The sequence below is a fragment of the Bartonella sp. TS82HLJMH genome (assembly GCF_042193495.1).
Taxonomy (GTDB): domain Bacteria; phylum Pseudomonadota; class Alphaproteobacteria; order Rhizobiales; family Rhizobiaceae; genus Bartonella; species Bartonella grahamii.
Window position 1 is genome coordinate 231,000 of sequence record NZ_JBHILU010000002.1, and the last position, 16,605, is coordinate 247,604.

The 16,605-nt window shown below is 39.9% G+C and carries 18 protein-coding genes and 3 pseudogenes; 6 read left to right on the plus strand and 15 right to left on the minus strand.

Annotation, left to right across the window (positions count from 1 at the left end; all coding sequences use genetic code 11):
- Positions 1-384 (minus strand): hypothetical protein, encoded by a 384-nt coding sequence (locus tag ACFIKO_RS01910; protein WP_375673161.1) that lies wholly within the window; start codon positions 382-384, stop codon positions 1-3.
- Positions 385-425: 41 nt separating this feature from the next.
- A complete protein-coding gene (locus ACFIKO_RS01915; protein WP_375673146.1) occupies positions 426-1,883 on the minus strand; it encodes a hypothetical protein in 1,458 nt (485 codons plus the stop codon).
- 74 nt (positions 1,884-1,957) lie between these two features.
- Between ACFIKO_RS01915 and ACFIKO_RS01920 the strand changes: the two genes are divergently transcribed.
- Positions 1,958-2,359, plus strand: a complete 402-nt coding sequence (locus ACFIKO_RS01920) for a hypothetical protein (protein WP_375673162.1) — start codon at positions 1,958-1,960, stop codon at positions 2,357-2,359.
- A gap of 294 nt (positions 2,360-2,653) precedes the next feature.
- On the opposite strand, the gene ACFIKO_RS01925 is transcribed toward ACFIKO_RS01920, so the two are convergent.
- From ACFIKO_RS01925 to ACFIKO_RS01950, 6 genes are all read right to left on the minus strand, one after another.
- Entirely contained in the window at positions 2,654-3,103 is a 450-nt protein-coding gene (locus ACFIKO_RS01925) for a hypothetical protein (RefSeq protein WP_375673147.1), read from the minus strand.
- A gap of 19 nt (positions 3,104-3,122) precedes the next feature.
- Entirely contained in the window at positions 3,123-4,265 is a 1,143-nt protein-coding gene (locus tag ACFIKO_RS01930; RefSeq protein ID WP_375673148.1) for a N4-gp56 family major capsid protein, read from the minus strand.
- Positions 4,266-4,362: 97 nt separating this feature from the next.
- Positions 4,363-5,274, minus strand: coding sequence for a hypothetical protein (locus ACFIKO_RS01935; RefSeq protein ID WP_375673149.1), 912 nt, complete (start codon positions 5,272-5,274; stop codon positions 4,363-4,365).
- Between the two features lie 11 nt (positions 5,275-5,285).
- On the minus strand, positions 5,286-7,349 hold the full coding sequence (locus ACFIKO_RS01940) for a portal protein (RefSeq protein ID WP_375673150.1): 2,064 nt from the start codon (positions 7,347-7,349) through the stop codon (positions 5,286-5,288).
- Entirely contained in the window at positions 7,334-8,659 is a 1,326-nt protein-coding gene (locus ACFIKO_RS01945; RefSeq protein ID WP_375673151.1) for a PBSX family phage terminase large subunit, read from the minus strand. Before ACFIKO_RS01945 ends, ACFIKO_RS01940 begins: the two co-directional genes overlap by 16 nt.
- Positions 8,640-8,954: a hypothetical protein gene (locus ACFIKO_RS01950; protein WP_375620527.1), complete on the minus strand. Its 315-nt coding sequence runs from the start codon at positions 8,952-8,954 to the stop codon at positions 8,640-8,642. The genes ACFIKO_RS01945 and ACFIKO_RS01950 overlap by 20 nt, the downstream gene beginning before the upstream one ends.
- A gap of 307 nt (positions 8,955-9,261) precedes the next feature.
- Between ACFIKO_RS01950 and ACFIKO_RS01955 the strand changes: the two genes are divergently transcribed.
- A complete protein-coding gene (locus tag ACFIKO_RS01955; protein ID WP_375624263.1) occupies positions 9,262-10,647 on the plus strand; it encodes a hypothetical protein in 1,386 nt (461 codons plus the stop codon).
- A 63-nt stretch (positions 10,648-10,710) separates the two neighbouring features.
- On the opposite strand, the gene ACFIKO_RS01960 is transcribed toward ACFIKO_RS01955, so the two are convergent.
- The 3 genes from ACFIKO_RS01960 to ssb form a co-directional block, all read right to left on the minus strand.
- Complete coding sequence (locus ACFIKO_RS01960) at positions 10,711-10,938, minus strand: DUF6290 family protein (protein ID WP_007346764.1); 228 nt, start codon at positions 10,936-10,938, stop codon at positions 10,711-10,713.
- A 96-nt stretch (positions 10,939-11,034) separates the two neighbouring features.
- Positions 11,035-11,529: a hypothetical protein gene (locus ACFIKO_RS01965; RefSeq protein ID WP_375673152.1), complete on the minus strand. Its 495-nt coding sequence runs from the start codon at positions 11,527-11,529 to the stop codon at positions 11,035-11,037.
- A gap of 53 nt (positions 11,530-11,582) precedes the next feature.
- Positions 11,583-12,026, minus strand: a complete 444-nt coding sequence (gene ssb, locus ACFIKO_RS01970; protein ID WP_375673153.1) for a single-stranded DNA-binding protein — start codon at positions 12,024-12,026, stop codon at positions 11,583-11,585.
- 187 nt (positions 12,027-12,213) lie between these two features.
- Here ssb and ACFIKO_RS01975 point away from each other — a divergent pair, with 187 nt between their 5' ends.
- Positions 12,214-12,495: a type II toxin-antitoxin system RelE/ParE family toxin gene (locus ACFIKO_RS01975; RefSeq protein ID WP_375656024.1), complete on the plus strand. Its 282-nt coding sequence runs from the start codon at positions 12,214-12,216 to the stop codon at positions 12,493-12,495.
- Between the two features lie 16 nt (positions 12,496-12,511).
- Positions 12,512-12,805: a HigA family addiction module antitoxin gene (locus ACFIKO_RS01980; protein WP_004856691.1), complete on the plus strand. Its 294-nt coding sequence runs from the start codon at positions 12,512-12,514 to the stop codon at positions 12,803-12,805.
- Between the two features lie 67 nt (positions 12,806-12,872).
- Here ACFIKO_RS01980 and ACFIKO_RS01985 read toward each other — a convergent pair.
- The 4 genes and pseudogenes from ACFIKO_RS01985 to ACFIKO_RS02000 form a co-directional block, all read right to left on the minus strand.
- Positions 12,873-13,389: pseudogene (locus ACFIKO_RS01985) on the minus strand (hypothetical protein).
- Between the two features lie 82 nt (positions 13,390-13,471).
- Positions 13,472-13,921: a hypothetical protein gene (locus tag ACFIKO_RS01990; protein ID WP_375673154.1), complete on the minus strand. Its 450-nt coding sequence runs from the start codon at positions 13,919-13,921 to the stop codon at positions 13,472-13,474.
- Positions 13,881-14,923: pseudogene (locus tag ACFIKO_RS01995) on the minus strand (YdaU family protein). Before ACFIKO_RS01995 ends, ACFIKO_RS01990 begins: the two are co-directional and overlap by 41 nt.
- 124 nt (positions 14,924-15,047) lie before the next feature.
- The gene (locus ACFIKO_RS02000; RefSeq protein WP_375673155.1) at positions 15,048-15,422 is read right to left on the minus strand and encodes a hypothetical protein; all 375 of its coding nucleotides are present in this window, start codon (positions 15,420-15,422) and stop codon (positions 15,048-15,050) included.
- Between the two features lie 83 nt (positions 15,423-15,505).
- Between ACFIKO_RS02000 and ACFIKO_RS02005 the strand changes: the two genes are divergently transcribed.
- Positions 15,506-16,123: a S24 family peptidase gene (locus ACFIKO_RS02005; protein ID WP_273791002.1), complete on the plus strand. Its 618-nt coding sequence runs from the start codon at positions 15,506-15,508 to the stop codon at positions 16,121-16,123.
- Between the two features lie 245 nt (positions 16,124-16,368).
- Positions 16,369-16,605 (plus strand): annotated as a pseudogene (locus ACFIKO_RS02010) (hypothetical protein); the annotation flags it as partial.

Consider the following 16,605-nt stretch of genomic DNA (forward strand, 5'->3'; position numbering starts at 1 on the left):
TTAAAGCTGCTTTCTATATTCTAAAAGATTAACGAGATATCCATGCGATTTAAGAGATTTTTCCCACCCTCGCCTGCCTATGATGACAAGCTCTTTTGCCCCTTTTTTCTTGTAATAGGCTTCAATCTGAGTGATAAGCTTTGTTAAGGGCGCTCCTCCCTTTCCACCAAGCGTGACAATAACCGCCCTTAATGCTCCAGTGACGAGTTCTTGTAACTGTGTTGTGACATGCGCCATAAAGTTTTCATGCGCATCAACGATAATCCAAAGAACTTTTTCTCCCTTCAAAATATCGTTTAAAATGGTCTCTGTATTATAATCATCAGAGAATTTTTGATTAAAGTAAGCTATCGATTTTATGACATTCTCAAAATAGGGCGCCATTTGTTCAGCGCTCCATTTTTCTGTATTATAGATCTTAAAATTCATCTTATGCCCGCGGGTTTGAGCGTTACATCAAAGCCTGTTATATGCGTCCATGGCGTGCCTTCTGGTATTCTCAGACGCAAAGCGTGATAACGCGCCCGTGAGCGGATATTATACATCCCAATATTATAGCCGGCATAACGCTCTTTAGCCCAATTTAATTGGTTCTTGTTATCAATGATAAATGCCGCCCCAACACTTAAAAAACCTTTTGTTGTATCCGCTTGAACAAAAGCCTCACTCATCAGGTTGATTTGCCTGCCCGTATCCCCCACAATTTGTGAAGCAATAACGGCTTCCATCGGAGGACCTGCAAAAAAACCAAATGTGTTGTCTGGCGTAAAGGCTCCTAAAACAGGCGCACCATTTTGCCACATCTTACTATCAAGAGAAGCTGGTAAATCTTTCAAGCTCTCTTGTACTTCGTCTAAGCCTTCTAATGTATAACCGGCTGCAAAAAGGGGAAATAAGAGAAGGTTTTGCCCCTTAATGACACTCCATATTTGCAAGAGCCAATCATAAACATAAATATGCATCCCTTCAGTGTTGTCATTGATAGAAAAATAAACACGAGAATAGACCGGATCAATACATGCCCTCATCTCATCAATGGCAAAGTTATTGTAAAGTGTGAAGATAGTTTTATCGACTTTTCCAAAGCCTATAGGGAGCATTTCACCAGCACTGTTGATTTGATAAAAACCATCATCAGATGCAAAGAAAGTACAGTCTCCACGGCTTGCAATTGCTGTGCTGCTTTTCGCCCCTATTTTGTCTTTTATTTTTGCAAAACTGAAGATAATTCTAGAGCCTGGTACAAAGGTTGCGTGATAAATGGCGGAGCGCATGAAAATAAGTGGATTTGTTGATTCCGTAGATCCTTGAACATATTCTCCATCGGGAAAATCTTGATAATCGCAACTTTTCTCCCCAACCGTCCAATGTGTCGCATCATTCAAACCTGACCACTGAACACGGTTTGGCTTATCTGTTAGTTGCATCAGGCAAACAAAATCACCCCACACACGCACAAGTCCAGCACGCGGGGGATTACCGCCCACATCACAAAACCTTTCCTCCGTTTTTAACGAAAGCATTTGTGGTGGGTCATTGCTATTAACAGCAATGATATGATCACCAAAGGAAGCAAAAGACCAAAGCGCAGTCTCATTGGCGTGATATTGTGTGTGAGGTTTGCTAATGTCTTTCCAGCCGCGCGTGCTGTTGTCATATTCATAAAGCTTTGTTGGTGCACCCACAATGATGCGCACACCACCCAATGAGCGCACAGCACAGACCCCCAAAATCACATCCGGAAAAGGATCTGAGACCGGCGCCACAATGGGAAACGGAATATACGAATTTGGTGCAGGTAAAACGTTCACGATCTCACTAGAATAACCACTATTAATAAATGCAACATCTGGTCTATACTCAGCAATAGGAATAAAGGTCATCAGAAATCCGTGTGTTGAATTTTTAACAAATTCTTGCGCCGTGATGTTTCAATTTGAAGCGCATCGAGTTGCTCTTGATACATGGCAAAAGCTGCAGCTGCCATCTGTGGTTCTTTAATAATATTGGTATAAATTTCATATTTTGCACGCGTTTTGATCAGTTCATAGGCTTCACAAAACCATATGGACGCTTCTTGTGCACTCTCAATATCTTTTATTCTTACAGGGTCAAGAATAAGCCTGATAGAATAAACGCGCTCTGGTGTTGGATACAAGACAAGCTTTTGTTCAAAATAAGCATAGCGTGTAGGCATGCCATGGCTACAATCATCCTCAAGGCTCTCAATAACAAGCGGATCTACCTGCAAAAGCTTTGCTTTGCTGTGATTATCTTCATAAATATAAGCATCAACAATGCGAACAGCTCCTGTTATAGAGGGATGTGCCTCGGCGCCATAACGGCTTTTGCCCTTTAGAGTGGTAAAAACAACTTCGCGGCTTTCATTGAAATAAAAAGGCAATCGTTCACAAAAGCGAATAGCCGAAAATATCGCCCTTTGCACTTGATCAACATACTCATCTGTTTGATCATCTATTTCATCCTGAATATCATTGATCATCTGGATAAAATTTTTATCCCAAGGAGCAATGATCTGTTTGTCTCCAATCGGACCACCTGTCTGTACTATTATTGTCATATCACCCTCTTCCAAATGTCTTGGGGCATCTTGTATAGGAGGGGGACGCAAGCAATAAACGCCCCCTTGCCTTTAACGATTAGTGTAAAACTCAACAATCACCTCAGCATCACCTTTGGTGCTTTTCTTGTCTCGTGTCATGTAAATCGTACTTTCAGCTTCTAATGGAACATCTCGTTCCTCCATGGGTATGTACAGATTGCCATCGGCAGATTGCGTAAGCCCCACATCTCCATAATCATTACCATGAGGCTCTTTTCCAAATGCAGCTGTTACATCTTCAAAATCCTCCATGGTATAAGCTGTAATACTTTTTATAAAAGCCCCTCGGGGTAGAACGCCAATTTTTGTTATCAACCCTTGGTCTGTACATTTAACACGCGCCCGTAAATAACTAACCTGCTGCGTAGAGTTGTTGCGTCCTTGCAAAACAGGTGGCAATCCCTCATCTGTCATGCCAACGGTTTCAACTGTTTCAACGGTTTCATCAGGTTCCTGTGTAATTAGCGATTTTTCTGCCATAATTGTCATCCTTTAATAATTAGCTTGCTTCAGCAAAAGAAGGGATGACAATCGTACCAAAGTCTTGTCCCCCTTGATCAGAGTGCGGCAAGGTATAGCGTGACTTTTTCATGCCGATAATGGTTTTAGCAGCAACCCCAAATTCACGTTGATAATCAAACAGTTCTTCAACAAGTTTATAGCGTGTTCCCCCTTTCCCATCGCCTCCTGTTGCTCCATTGCCAACGCGCCCATAAGCCATGATAACACTTTGCGCACCAAGCAATACAGCACGGCGAACAGATGTTACAGGCTCTTGTGTCTTTGAATTGATACCATTGGGGACATGTTCAGCTTCACGTAAGATGACACCATTATACATCCCCAGAGAGCCTTCAAAAATTGGGTTCTTAGCTCCAGAGCCATCATAAGCCGCCTTGGTAATGTCTAACCATTGCCCGCTCTTTGTATTGGTACGCAATTGGGTCACCTGTGTTGGGTGGAGATACATCACATATGCCGATTTTCCATCAACACGAACAGGGCGCAAACGTGGATTAGCAAGTTTTGCGCGTTCAACAGCCTGATCTATAAGATCTAATGTAAAAACATCATCTTTTGTAAGCTCTTCATCAGTCTTTTTCTTATTGGCACGAATAATACGCAATTTGCTTGGCTCTAATGGAGCATTAAAACCATAATGTACGGGTTTAAGGGTTATGGTGCGTCCTTCGAAGTGAATCCATGGTGCTGTATAACCTGCTACCTGAATGAAGAACATCAAACTTAAGCGATCTGCATACCAATCAACAAGCCCATCCTTTGCTTCTGTTCGTAAATTAAATAAAACACGTTGTTGATCAATGGTGCCTTCATATTTTACGCGTACAGCATGAGAAAGCTCGTTAATACGCACCGTTTCATTCATAAATTGGAGTGCTTCTTCATTGCCTTCCAGCGTTTGTCCCTCGCTAACGCCATCCCCCATAAGTTGGACTCTTAATCCGCTCGTCACAGAGTCACCAGCGGATTTTCCTAGCATATCCAATACTTGAATAATGCTGTTTTTGCCTTTTCCCATCAGCGGTGCAATGGGCAACGCTTTTGAAGTTTCTGTGTTTAGCATCTTAGCCCAAACGCCAACGGCTAATGGGTCATTAAGATTTACCTGTGTTACTGCCATTTCAATCAATGCCTTTCTTGGTTTTTAAAACTCGCCTTGCGGCATAACCAAACGATAAAAATCACTTGGTTCTCTCTGTTGCGTCACCACGCACATCTCACGCTCTGCTCATAATTTGTTCAAATTTTTCGGGATTTTTCTCAACCCATACAGCAAATTCGGCTTCTGGCATGGAAAAGAGCGTTCTCACATCCATACCGCCGGTTGGAACTTGTCCGCCGCGCGCTGTGAGTGTCCGCGCTGCTTGAGAGCGCTCTTGAAGAACTCCTACTTCGTCCTTAACGGGCGCTCCACTATAGCCAAAAGCTTTTGCTTTTTGCACCAGCACCTCAATTGGGTTTATACCGGCTTTCTGACACTGCTGGCATATTTGGCGCAATTCAGCACCAATTTGTTGTTGCCGTGCCTGAGGGTCTTTCCATTGCGGATAAAGGCTTGCTTGCGCTTGTAAGACACTGTCTGCTCTTTCATAGAGATAGTCTGTGATACTGTCTAAATCTGGATATTTATCTTGTACCTGCGCTTTGGCTTCCTCGAAATAATCCCCTAACTTTTGGCGTTCATATTCCTCTTGACTCATGCGCTCTTGGCTCTCTCTCATATGAGAAAACTCATCAAGCAATTTCTGTTGTTCTTGTACCTTATGACTAAGCCATGCAAAATGTGCTTTTGGGTCGTCTTCTAGGGAGGGAATATTTTCCTCACGGCGGCGCGTGATTTCTTCCTGCATTGCGGCATATTTTTGCGCAAGTTCAATAGCCAATTCACGCGCTTCAATGGCGCTTTGTTCTGCCTTTTGGCGTGCTTGCCGCTCCTGCTCTAGTTTATCAGATTCTATTACATCAGAATTTGGTTGCTCTTGAAGTGGTTCTACAGCTGGCTGTTCAGAACTTTCCTCTGCATCAAAAACTTCCTCAACTTGTTCTGGCTCGACCAACTCAACAACATTATCACTGGCAAAATGTTCATCATAGATTGCTTGTTCTTCAGGCGTAAACTCTTCTTCCATATTCTGTCCCTTCAACGTGCTATTATATTTTTTGTCAAAACTCGATAGTGTTCCAACTGTGCCTGTAAAGCTTTGCGTTCTAAATCACGCTGCGCTATCTCATTTTTTGCCTGTTGCAACTCAAGCTGCATGCGCGCTTGTTCTTGTTTTAAAAAAAGTTCGACATTTTTCTGCTGCAATGCCGCTTGTTTCTGCTGCGCATCAAGTTGATAGAGTGTGCTCTTTGCTTGCGCTTCCTGCTGTAAAACAGCAATCTTTGCTTGTTGCTCTGGAGTTAATTGTGCCCCTTGGCTTTGTTGCATCATCTGCTGTTGCTGTTGTTCTTGTTGTGCTTGCTGTGCTTGCTGTGCTTTTGCGGTTAAACTTGCTACCAATGTTGCTGGGAGTGGTGAAAGCTTAAGAAGATCTGGAATCATCTCCGGTGTTAAGAAACCACCAAGCAACGGCAACATCTGCGTAATTGCCGCAAAAGTTTTCTCTTTTTCATTGGGGCTTGTCGGTGAATCATCAACAATAATGTCATACTCAAGCGTCGTAACAGCTTCACGCGTCAACGGCACATATTGGGCATTCTCTTGTCCAGAAATACGTACCAGACGCCCATCAGAGAGATAATTCTGGATAAGATAAAGAATAATCTTTCCCTGCCTACACCGATAAAGCTTGAGATTATCAAACAGCCCCGCAAGCAAATTAAGCGTTGATTGCCGGCGTGTATTTTCCAACACATTGGCTTGGTTGACCTCCCGTGTTCCGATAAATTCAGCCGATAACCCTGTTACATGCGTTATCGCTTCACGCGATTCATTAAACAGCTGGAAAAAACCATTGGGAAATTGTGCACTTGGCTTTGGTTGAATTTTCCCTCCTGTAAGCGCGCCATTTTTAACCCAAGTAATTGTATCCGTTCGCGCCCAGCTTTCCATGGCTTGGCGATCATCATCGAAAGCATCTCGTTCTGCCATCAAGCCGCCCTTAGACTGGCTATTAAGGATATACATCACTTGGCTAAAATATTTATTCGACCATTTTTGTGGGTCTTTCGCGGGGCGAACAATCCCGTAAAACTGGTTTTTAAGCTTATCCAGCGTGCCCGTGATACACTCCCACCCAAGTTGCCCATCAGGTGCTAATGGCTTATCGGGATTTGCTAAAAGACGTCGTCCCAGAAAAGCGCGTCTCACCACTTTTTTATTAAAACACACCCCTTTTAGTTGTGGCATTACCCTTTGAAGCTGTTCAAACTCCTGTTTGCTATAGTTGCGCATCTGACCTGTTTGAAGATCAGGTGCCTTGTAAGTGGTCTCATATTCAAACCAACGGCATTCAACCAGCGTAACATAGCGTTTCCCAGAATACGGATCTGAGAGAGAAGTCGCATTGGAGTCATCTTGATACGCATCAAGCGACACATGAGAATCCTCAGAAGCGGTTGTACTATCGATAGCCCAATCGGCGTTAAGATCTTCAACAGCAACATCAGGAAAAAGACTTTTCGCATCCTCAACGGATTTGCGATCAACATACCACATACGCTGTGCGTCAATGAGATTTGGTCTTACAGCATTGGCATCCCAAACCATTTTTAAGGGATCTAAACGTTGAACAGCGGGTATCCCTTCGGGATCTGTATCATAATCAAGCCGCGTATCTGTCCAGCCCATACCGCAAATAACCATATCCTGAAAAGCATCGGAATCGGCATATTCCGCCTCTGCCTCATCACGAAACCATTCTGCTGCTCCAGTAAGCAATTCATTGGGTATTGCTGCTCCCATTTGCCGTGGTTGAAACTGTACTTCGCGCTTATTATTACGCTCCGCCCCAACAATAGCATTCACAAGGGGTGCAATGCGGTTAAAAGTCATGACAGGACGGCGTTGCTCTTTTAAAACCGCAAGATCTTCCTCTGCCCATTGACGACCATTATAAAAATCAAAATCTTCACGCGCCTGTTCACGCCATTCATTAACATGTTCAATATCTTCTGCGTACCAAGACTTTAAACGCTTATAGATTTCATATTCATCAAGGATTGTCGTTTTTTGAAAGTCTTGATCTAGAATGCCATCCATGATGCCGCTTCTCTTTCCATAGTGCAATAACGCTCTTGCTTGGGTTTGACACTGGGTGCTTCATAGACAATGCACATTAAACCAAAGGCATCCGCCCCATGACTGGACCAATCATGCTCTGCACCCAAACCAATGCCGCGCTTCTCATCCCATTTCTCGTGATACCAATTCAGTGCTTTGCGCCCTGCTACCGTCATCTCTTCATTGAACCAAACAGACGGCAAAATACGACGCACCGCCTCTATACGCATCTTAACCGCCCCTGCCCCTTGATTAGGGATCACTTGCGTTTCAAAACCCGCATCATTTAAAGCACTCTCAAAACTCACATTGTGCACACGGTCTCTGGTCGCACCATCATGGGGCAAAACCATCAATGCTTTCTCATAACCATTTTGACGCAACCAGCCTATATGCTCTGATAACGGCTGTCCCTGTGCTTCATAATAATTAAGCACTCTGATCTCTCTACCAACAAATTGCGCTATCCATATCGCTGTGGCATCTGCCTTAGCACCCGTGCCCCCAATATCCCAAAAGGCGCGTACCTGCATCAAGGGGTCACGGGCAACACGCCCTATCCGCCCCTCTTGCTCGGCTGCCAACATTTCCTTTTGATAATAAGCGCCTTGAACCGCTTTCAGATAATCCCCTTCCCAGATATGCTTATAGGTCTCTGGACGGTTTCTCAGATCATCCAATCGCGCTTCATTCAAGATCTTCGGAAACTTCGGATTGTCTGACCAGTTGATCTCAACACGCTTGATTGCCTCATTGTCTGAAAAGCGAAACCGCTTCTCAACGGGGGCATTCTCTCGCAATGGGTTCCATGTCACCCATAACTCTGCTCTCCACCCCTCTCCCTCTTCACGCAAAGTCGGTATAAGCGTTTGCCAAGCCGTCTCTGTAACGGGCTCTGCCTCATCAACCCAACACAGCAAAATACGCCCCATGGATTTGATACTTGCAATATTCCGGTCAAGACCAGAAAACTGAAAGGCTATACGACCATCAATTGACTTAATCGAAGATTCCCCAACCTTGTAATAGTCCTTTAAAAAGTCATGCGCTTCAATGGCACGTTTAATTTCCTCCAATGAACTTTCTGCTAGCGAGTTTTGAAACTGCCGTGCACAAAGGATAGTGCCTGATATCCCTTCCCTACCAAATTGATAGCCTTTTAAAGCAGCCATCAAGGCAAATGATCTTGTCTTTCCAGACCCTCTTCCTCCCCAAGCCGCTCGTACCAAAGCCTTACCTGTAAAAATCGGTATAAGCTTTGGAACAATATTAATCTGTCGTGTTGTCATTGACCAAAGGCGCGATTTCTACACGCGTTATCATCTTAATAGCTCCCCCATCTTCCCCTGTCACTTGAAGAGGCAAAATCTTCCCCAACAATGCCAAATAAGCAGCGGGGCATTTGATTGCCTGTTTTTCGAGATAAGAGATCAAACCATCATCACCATATCTCTTACCAGCGCGCTCTGCTGCCTTAAGCACTGCTTCTTTCAAAATACGTGTCGTTTTATTTGGCACGCCTTTTACCCGCCCTTGACCTGCCTTTGGGGGCGTTCTTTTTGCAAGTTTTTCAGTGGTTTTCATGTGTGTTTCTTTTTGTAAACAAGACAATAAAAAAACCCCGCAAAAGCAGGGCTCTGAACAATCATATAAACTTATAAGAAAGGTTATACCTTTACCGTAATTCTAGACGCAATTCGACTAGTACAGCAGCGCTATAAAACACTATTTTTCATATCCTGTCAACAAAAAAATCACTATATTGTGTATTTTTTATTTTTTTCACCTAAATCTAGTGTCTTTAACAACCAACCACTCACAATTGTATCATCTCAACGAATCAATTATACGGAAGCACTAAATTATTGATTAGCAAAAAGTGGGGGGAATAATGGAAATAATTATAGTCATAGGAGGAATATTAATAGCAGCAAATATGATCTACCACATTTCGAAGGTAGGAGAGAAAGGTTGGAATGTAGGATTCGAAAATACGATTTTATTAATCATAATAATCGATGTGTTTTTATATTTTGAATTCTCAGTGAACATATTACTAATAATAGCAACTTTACTGTCTTTTAGGAGCTATTTAAGAATAAATGACTATGAAGAACAATTCGAGTTACTTCAGGAACAGAAAAATCGAGAAATAGAAATATACAAAGAACAAATTACGAAATGGGATAGAAGTCTTTTAAAGAAGGCTCAAAAAATATCGCAAAAATGGATTAAGCAATGGAATAAAGAAATTAGACAGTGGGAAAAGGATATACTAAGAATAAAAGATCCCATAATGATAGGTGAAGATTATGAACATCACCATCCCATCATAAAAGATATCTGTACTCAAGGATATAAAGAAATACCGTTTCTCTATAAGAAAGCTTTGGAAACAGAACCTTCTGCTGAGCATTGCGAAAAAATCAATGTATTCAAGAAACACATAGCTTTTAAGAAAAGCTATCTAAAAACAATGCGACTCATGAAAAAAAACGGGATAGTTGTTGAAAAAATCGTAGATCCCCTTACAGAAAAAACATGTCATAAACCTACAATGTTTTTGTTGCATTGGTGGTTATATGTGGTTGATGATATGATCATAGCCGAGTACGAAAAACAAGCGTTACATGGGTTTTATAAAAATGATAAATCGCTTGACATCTACTGGGATGAAATGTCTAAAAATACAGAATACGAAGAGATAGAAGAAATACTGAAATCATGGCATTTGCCTCCTAAGTATGAATGCCTAGTAGGGATAAAAAAATATTTACTGACATTGTTGTATGACATTTCGGATGACTATAGAATAGCAAGAGAAATTTTTATTCATTATAAGCGTCTTCTTGAAACTGTTACAGAAGGATATATTTCTTTAGATGAAGACCGTTATACCGAAGAGGTAAAATGGAAGGTAAATGAGTGTAAAGAGAAAGATAAAGAACTCATAAATGAAAAAGATAATTATAATCTATACATTTCTGAAAATATTCCAACATTTGAGAAAACTTACAAATTAGGAACAATAGAACAAATTAAATCAGCAAGTAAAAAATGCTATAATAGATTTATCTATTGGGATATGCTCGTAAATATAATAAATTCAAGAGAGAAACTACAAATTATCTTCGGTGAAGAAAAGGTGAATGCACTGAAAAAAGCTATAAAGGAAGAATACAAACAATTTCATATCGAAAAGCAGGAGGCAATTTTCGAAAATAAAGATTTTCATTACAACAAATCCTACGAGCATTTGGTAGAATATTTGTTATAAACCAACACGATTATGCGCTTTTGTGAAAATATCTGTCCAGCCTTTGCGTCAGTTTTCTAACACCTAATCGTCCAAGCCAAGCTCTTTCCTCACCTCTTCAGAGCTATAAAAAGTACCCTCTCCCCTTCGAACGCGCTCTCTCACTTGTGAGGCTAAATAATAATCCTCTGCTTCCTCTATTCCACGTTCAATAATCTCGCGTAAATAAAAAGACTTTGTACGTCCTGTCTTAGCAGCTAAATTATTCAAACGTGTTTCGAGATCACTTGGCAATCGAATAGATATCGTCATAACACAATCCTCATATTTGTATTCACTGTAATACAAATATAACGAATTGTACAGAAAAACGTTTCGCGTCATAGCGAAAGAAACAACATACAACATTTACCATTTAGTTTTTCTGTCAAAATATTTATGAAGCGCGTTAAGAGCGACCCGCAATGAATTCACAAGATGTGGTAATGTTTGGTCTTCTATAACGAGGTACTGTAGAGCTGCATAAAGATTATACTGTCTATAGAGATGTTGTGTTTCTTTTATCGCCTCTTGCATATTAGAAAACTGTTCTGTTGCAAATTCAACCCATTTTTCTCTTGCTTTGTCATCAGAAGATGATGGTATTTCATCATAAACAGCGCTTGGTAAACCTTTTGCACACAAATAGTCATTTTTCACTTCAAGATATTTTTGCGCAGCATCATACTGGTCTTGAGTAAGCACACCTTGCAAACAAAGCCGCCCAACATAAGTACCAGCAAGCGGATTTTTAGCCTCTTCAATAGTCAAACCAAAGCGTTTAGCACGCATTTCAATTGCCAATTGATTAACAGGATCTTGACGTACTTTCACTTGTGAAATGTAAGCATCTTTCTTTTTCATACATCCCCTAATCTGTGGGAGCCCACATGTTTCTCTTTGTTATATTTTATCAATCAAAATGGTATGCTGTCATTAAGAGATGCACTATGATCAGCAGCACCTGAAGCGATAGCATAATTTTGAGAAGTAACGGAAGAAGGGGCAGATTGCTCTTTCTTTGCATCAAGCAAATACAACTCGCCTTTGAATTGCGGTAAAACAATCTCTGTTGTGTAACGGTCATGCCCATTTTTATCTTGCCATTTGCGTGTTTGTAATTTTCCTTCTACGTAAACTTTTGAACCTTTGTTTAGATATTGAAGTGCAATTTTTGCCAAATGTGGATTAAAAATCACAACTGAATGCCATTCAGTTTTCTCTACTTTTTGATGAGTATTTTTATCCGTATAGCTTTCAGAAGTTGCTATACTAAAATTGACTATTTCTGCTCCAGAATTCATCGTTTTGCTTTCGGGATCAGCACCTAAACGCCCGATTAACATCACTTTATTTAGCATGTTTTTTTACCTTAAACTTGTATTTTAATACATACAAAATCCTAGCATGATTTGCATATTTTTTCAATTATTTCAAAAGGATATTATTGTTTTTTAACATATAAAATTATCTCTTAAAGCGCTCTTTGATAAATAATCAATTGACATAAATGCATGGTGTATAGTATCAAGTATCAAGAGGGTATATATGGCAATCGTTAGTTTTAAGCATAAAGGGTTGAAATTATTCTTTGAAAGAGGAGTCTTCAAAGGCATACAACCCGCGCATGCTAAAAAATTAGCAAACATTTTAGTGATTTTAGATACAATATCCGCGCCTGAACAAGTTACTCTTAAATCGTATCGTCTACATGCGCTTACGGGCGATTTAAAAGGTTACTGGTCAATGCGTGTCAATGGAAATTGGCGTGTTACCTTTCGTTTCATTGGGACAGACGTTGAACTGGTTGATTATCAAGATTACCATTGAGTTTTGAGGTATTATTATGATGTACAATCCTCCACACCCTGGCGGCATTTTGAAAGAAGAATTGCTTGATGAATTAGGGTTAACAGTAACAGAAGCTGCAAATCGTCTTGGCGTTGCACGTTTAACTTTATCTCGCGTCTTAAACTGCCATGCGGCGATTAGCATTAACTTAGCTTTACGGTTAGAAAAAGCGGGTTTAAATGATGCGGAATTCTGGCTTAAATTGCAACAAAAGCATGATTTGTGGCAAGCTCGGCATAACAGCCCAATCCCACATATTTCACCTTTAGAGCAAGTAGGGCATCTTTAAAATCAAGCAGCCCACGATAGTTTTTTATGCTCTTGTTGATTTTATCTATAAACGTTCGGAAATTTTACTATGGCTTTTTAACTGAGCACTGTAGTGTGTAAATAGATATATTTATTAAACTGCGTGTATGTAACATAAGGAAAAATACACAAACTAAAAAGGAATACCAAAGAGCAATATCTGAGTACCAAAGTACAGTATCCAATGAAAAAGAAAGCGTATGCTCCACGTACTTAGAAATAATAGGTAAAGAGACCGTTTCTTTATAACTACTTGGGAAAATTAAAACGACAAGCGCTACACTTATTAGCTTTAAAAGTCGGTGCATATACTGTTGTAAATCACGTGTTAGTTTCACCCAACCTGTTGTATTTCCGCATTTGTATTTTGGGTTGCTCTGCAATTCAGAAGGAATATGAGAATTGCATAAAATTACAAAAATATTTGTTATTATTATCAAACCAAAAGATGCAAATATCAAAATACTTTGAATAAAATAGGGATTTTTTTTTAATTCCTAAAAAGCATAAAAATATAAAAATTATAATACCAAACAAGGCTCTTAGCTGTTTATCTGTAAACATATTTATTTCCTACGGTACCTTTTTATCGATTTAAACACATACCTAATCATAAAATGATCAGCACTTTTCACTATTTTGCTGTTTATCCTTCAATACCTTTTAAAACCTCTTCAAGTTCTTTTTGAAGCTTTTCTATGCGTTCTGATGGTATTGGGGGTTTTTGATCAGTTGCCTTTATTTCAGGCTTTTCAAGATTCTTTAGAAGACGATTAGCTTGCAAGCGAATGCCACTTTCAAGATTTTCGCAATAACGATAAAAATCTGCTGTTGATGGCATAAAGGTCGGGTTTAAGCCCTCTGCTTTGCCTTTCAAAGCGTTCTTTGTTGCTGTTTGCAACGCCCAACTGCTTATGCCTTCAAGAGCATAAAGATACGCAAGCGCTGTTGCTTTTTCGTCTGTTTGTGATTGGCTTTTGAGACCATTCGATAGAACAAGATACGTTGTTTGGATTTCTTCTTCAGTGGCTTTTCTTCCAAGCTTTTTCAACGCCTCATTGACTAATGAGGTAACTCTCTCTGCTTCTGCAATCAATGGTTTTTGCCCCGTTTTCCAAAGGAATGGTAGTTCGGTTGTCCTCCTCGAATAAAAATTTGTACACACTATCTGAATTTTTGATATCGGACATGTACTGTGCAATTCGATAAGCTTTGCCACGCTGTTGTCCTGTTTGATATCCATTTCCTTTTCCATAGTTTTTTCCTTTCTCTAAATCCTCGATAGCCTTTCGCACCCAGTTTCTCCACGTTGCTTGCCAATCGATTTTGGTTGCATTTGCTCCGGTTTTTGAACGCCAATAATCTCGAAACTTTGCGATTTCGACTTTCACACGCTCTGCCGGCAAGCCCTCTTCGATTGCAAAATCGTAATCGGGTTCAAAATCCGTAGGCAATCGACAACCGCGATTAGCTTTCGCTCGTTTTGCTTTTTGGGAAATGTTCTCTTGCTCGTGAATGGGAGGTTGGTTGTCTGATGATGTTGTGATTTGCTCTGATGTGGTCTCAACAGCAGCAACCTCTGTTGGTTCGTCAACCTGTTCGTTTGTTTCTAAATCTTCAAATTCAGTTTCTTTTTTAATAAAACGTTAGTTTTATTTTTTTTATATATATTCTTATTCTGGTTCTTTATAGCTTGATTTTGCTTAGCGTTTGCTTCAGCAAAATTATTAATATGTTGTTTTATATTGTTTTTTGCTTGTGCACCTTTTTTACCAGCCTCACTACGAACTTGCGATATGTGCTCTTTTTTATCAGCAAAATCGTTTAGCTCTTCTTCAACGCGCGTATTCCACAATCCATTATCTGTCTCAACAAGTTTATCATTCCTAATTAAGTATTTGACAAGAGTTGCAAATTTTTTCTGTGAACAATTGCAAGCACGTGCAAGCGTTTCAAAATCTTCTTTAATTGGTGCTTTTTTATCGTACATGCGAACGAGAAGCGTCATATAAGCGCCCCTTTGCTCTAACGTCATTCCATCTGTACCACTTATCCAGTCATACAAATGGAATCTTATCCATGGCATTGCATTAGACATGCGCGCCCCCTTCTTTCATTAAATATAAATTAGTGATCATAATCCCCCCTTAAGGCTGTTGCGTATTTATGCGTGCGCATGGTGACGCGTAATCTATTAATTTGATCTCTTTATTTTTGCCTGTTTAAGAGTGTGAATGGTGCTGTTGATGTTCATCATTATCTGTAGGAGCAGCACTATGAGAAGATATTACTGTTTGTGATGCATTTGATGTACTAATTTTCTCCACTAGATGAAGCGTATCTTTTCTTCGTTTTGTCATTGGACGAATAATTCTATGGGATTTACTCCCATAATTATGTAGGAACCAATCTAGTGTAACCCAAGATAGACCTTTGGCTTTAGACAACTGAATAATTATATTCCAGTATTTTGGAGAAATACTATTGCGATCACGCATTTTACGCGCAGCCTCATAACTACAACCAATTTCCTTTGCAAATTGGCGTATAGATCCCCAAGACTCAATCAAACTTTTGACATAAAAATCATTAACCATGACACAAACAGTACATTACGTACAATTTTAAATCAAGATAAAATCGTACACAATGAATTAAAAAAATAGTGGATAATGTACAAATGACTTATTTGCCAAAAGACAGACTTAAAATAGCGCGTAAGAATGCTGGATATGCAACACCAAGCGAAGCTGCGCGCGCTATACCAGCACTTAATCAAAATACCCTAATTAGTCACGAAAATGGAAATCGTGGTATTTCGCGCCAAATAGCCGAGCTCTATGGACAAGTATTTAATGTAGATCCGGGGTGGATTTTGTATGGCGAGTCTCCTCAAGAAAATCCTAACCTCAATATAAGTATTCCTCTCGTTTCATGGATTAGCGCTGGAGAACTAAGCGAGCAAGATGGGATAATGGATTTTTCAGATTATCCTATGACAGAGGCTGTTAATCTTCCTGCCGGTGAATGGATTGCTTTACGTGTAGATGGCGCATCTATGAATAAAATTAGCCCTCCAGATTCTATAATATTTGTAAATATGCGAGACAAAAAACTTGTGCCTAATGCCTGCTATGTAATTGCAGATGAATCTGGACAAGCGACATATAAACGATACAGACCTAATGATGATCCTCCTTTTCAGCCTGCTTCATACGACAAAACAATAAAGGCTCCAAAACTTGAAGGCGCTATCTCTATAATAGGTCGTGTACGGCGCACTATTCTTGATATGTAAACACAATACGATTCTCTGTTCACGTTATCGATTAGATTGCCATCAACAGATTGAAGTAAGTTTGCTTGATTTTTATCAGTAAACAGCAAAATTTTGATTCTCTAAATTATGCCGTGATTCGTCATTTTTTTATTTTTTTAAAAAATAGTACATTATGTACTTGACTATCTTTAGTGCATAATGTACTAATGTATTCCATAAACCACGCACAAACAATTGCCAAGAGGCGTTAGGGAGGAGCAATTATGGATAAGCCAATTCTTATAAATTCCAATGAAATTTTATTAATTGCCTACGATAAAGATCAACACATTGCAGAGTCTGGACCACTTGATGCAAGCCAAATTCTAAGCATTGTTGACGAGGCAGATGATGCAATCCAAATCTTTCGCATCAATCCTTCTCGAGAATAATTGTGAAGATATCTCTGAAGAAATTGCAGAAGCATATGTAAAAGAAAATATCGAACATCTCCATGAGGA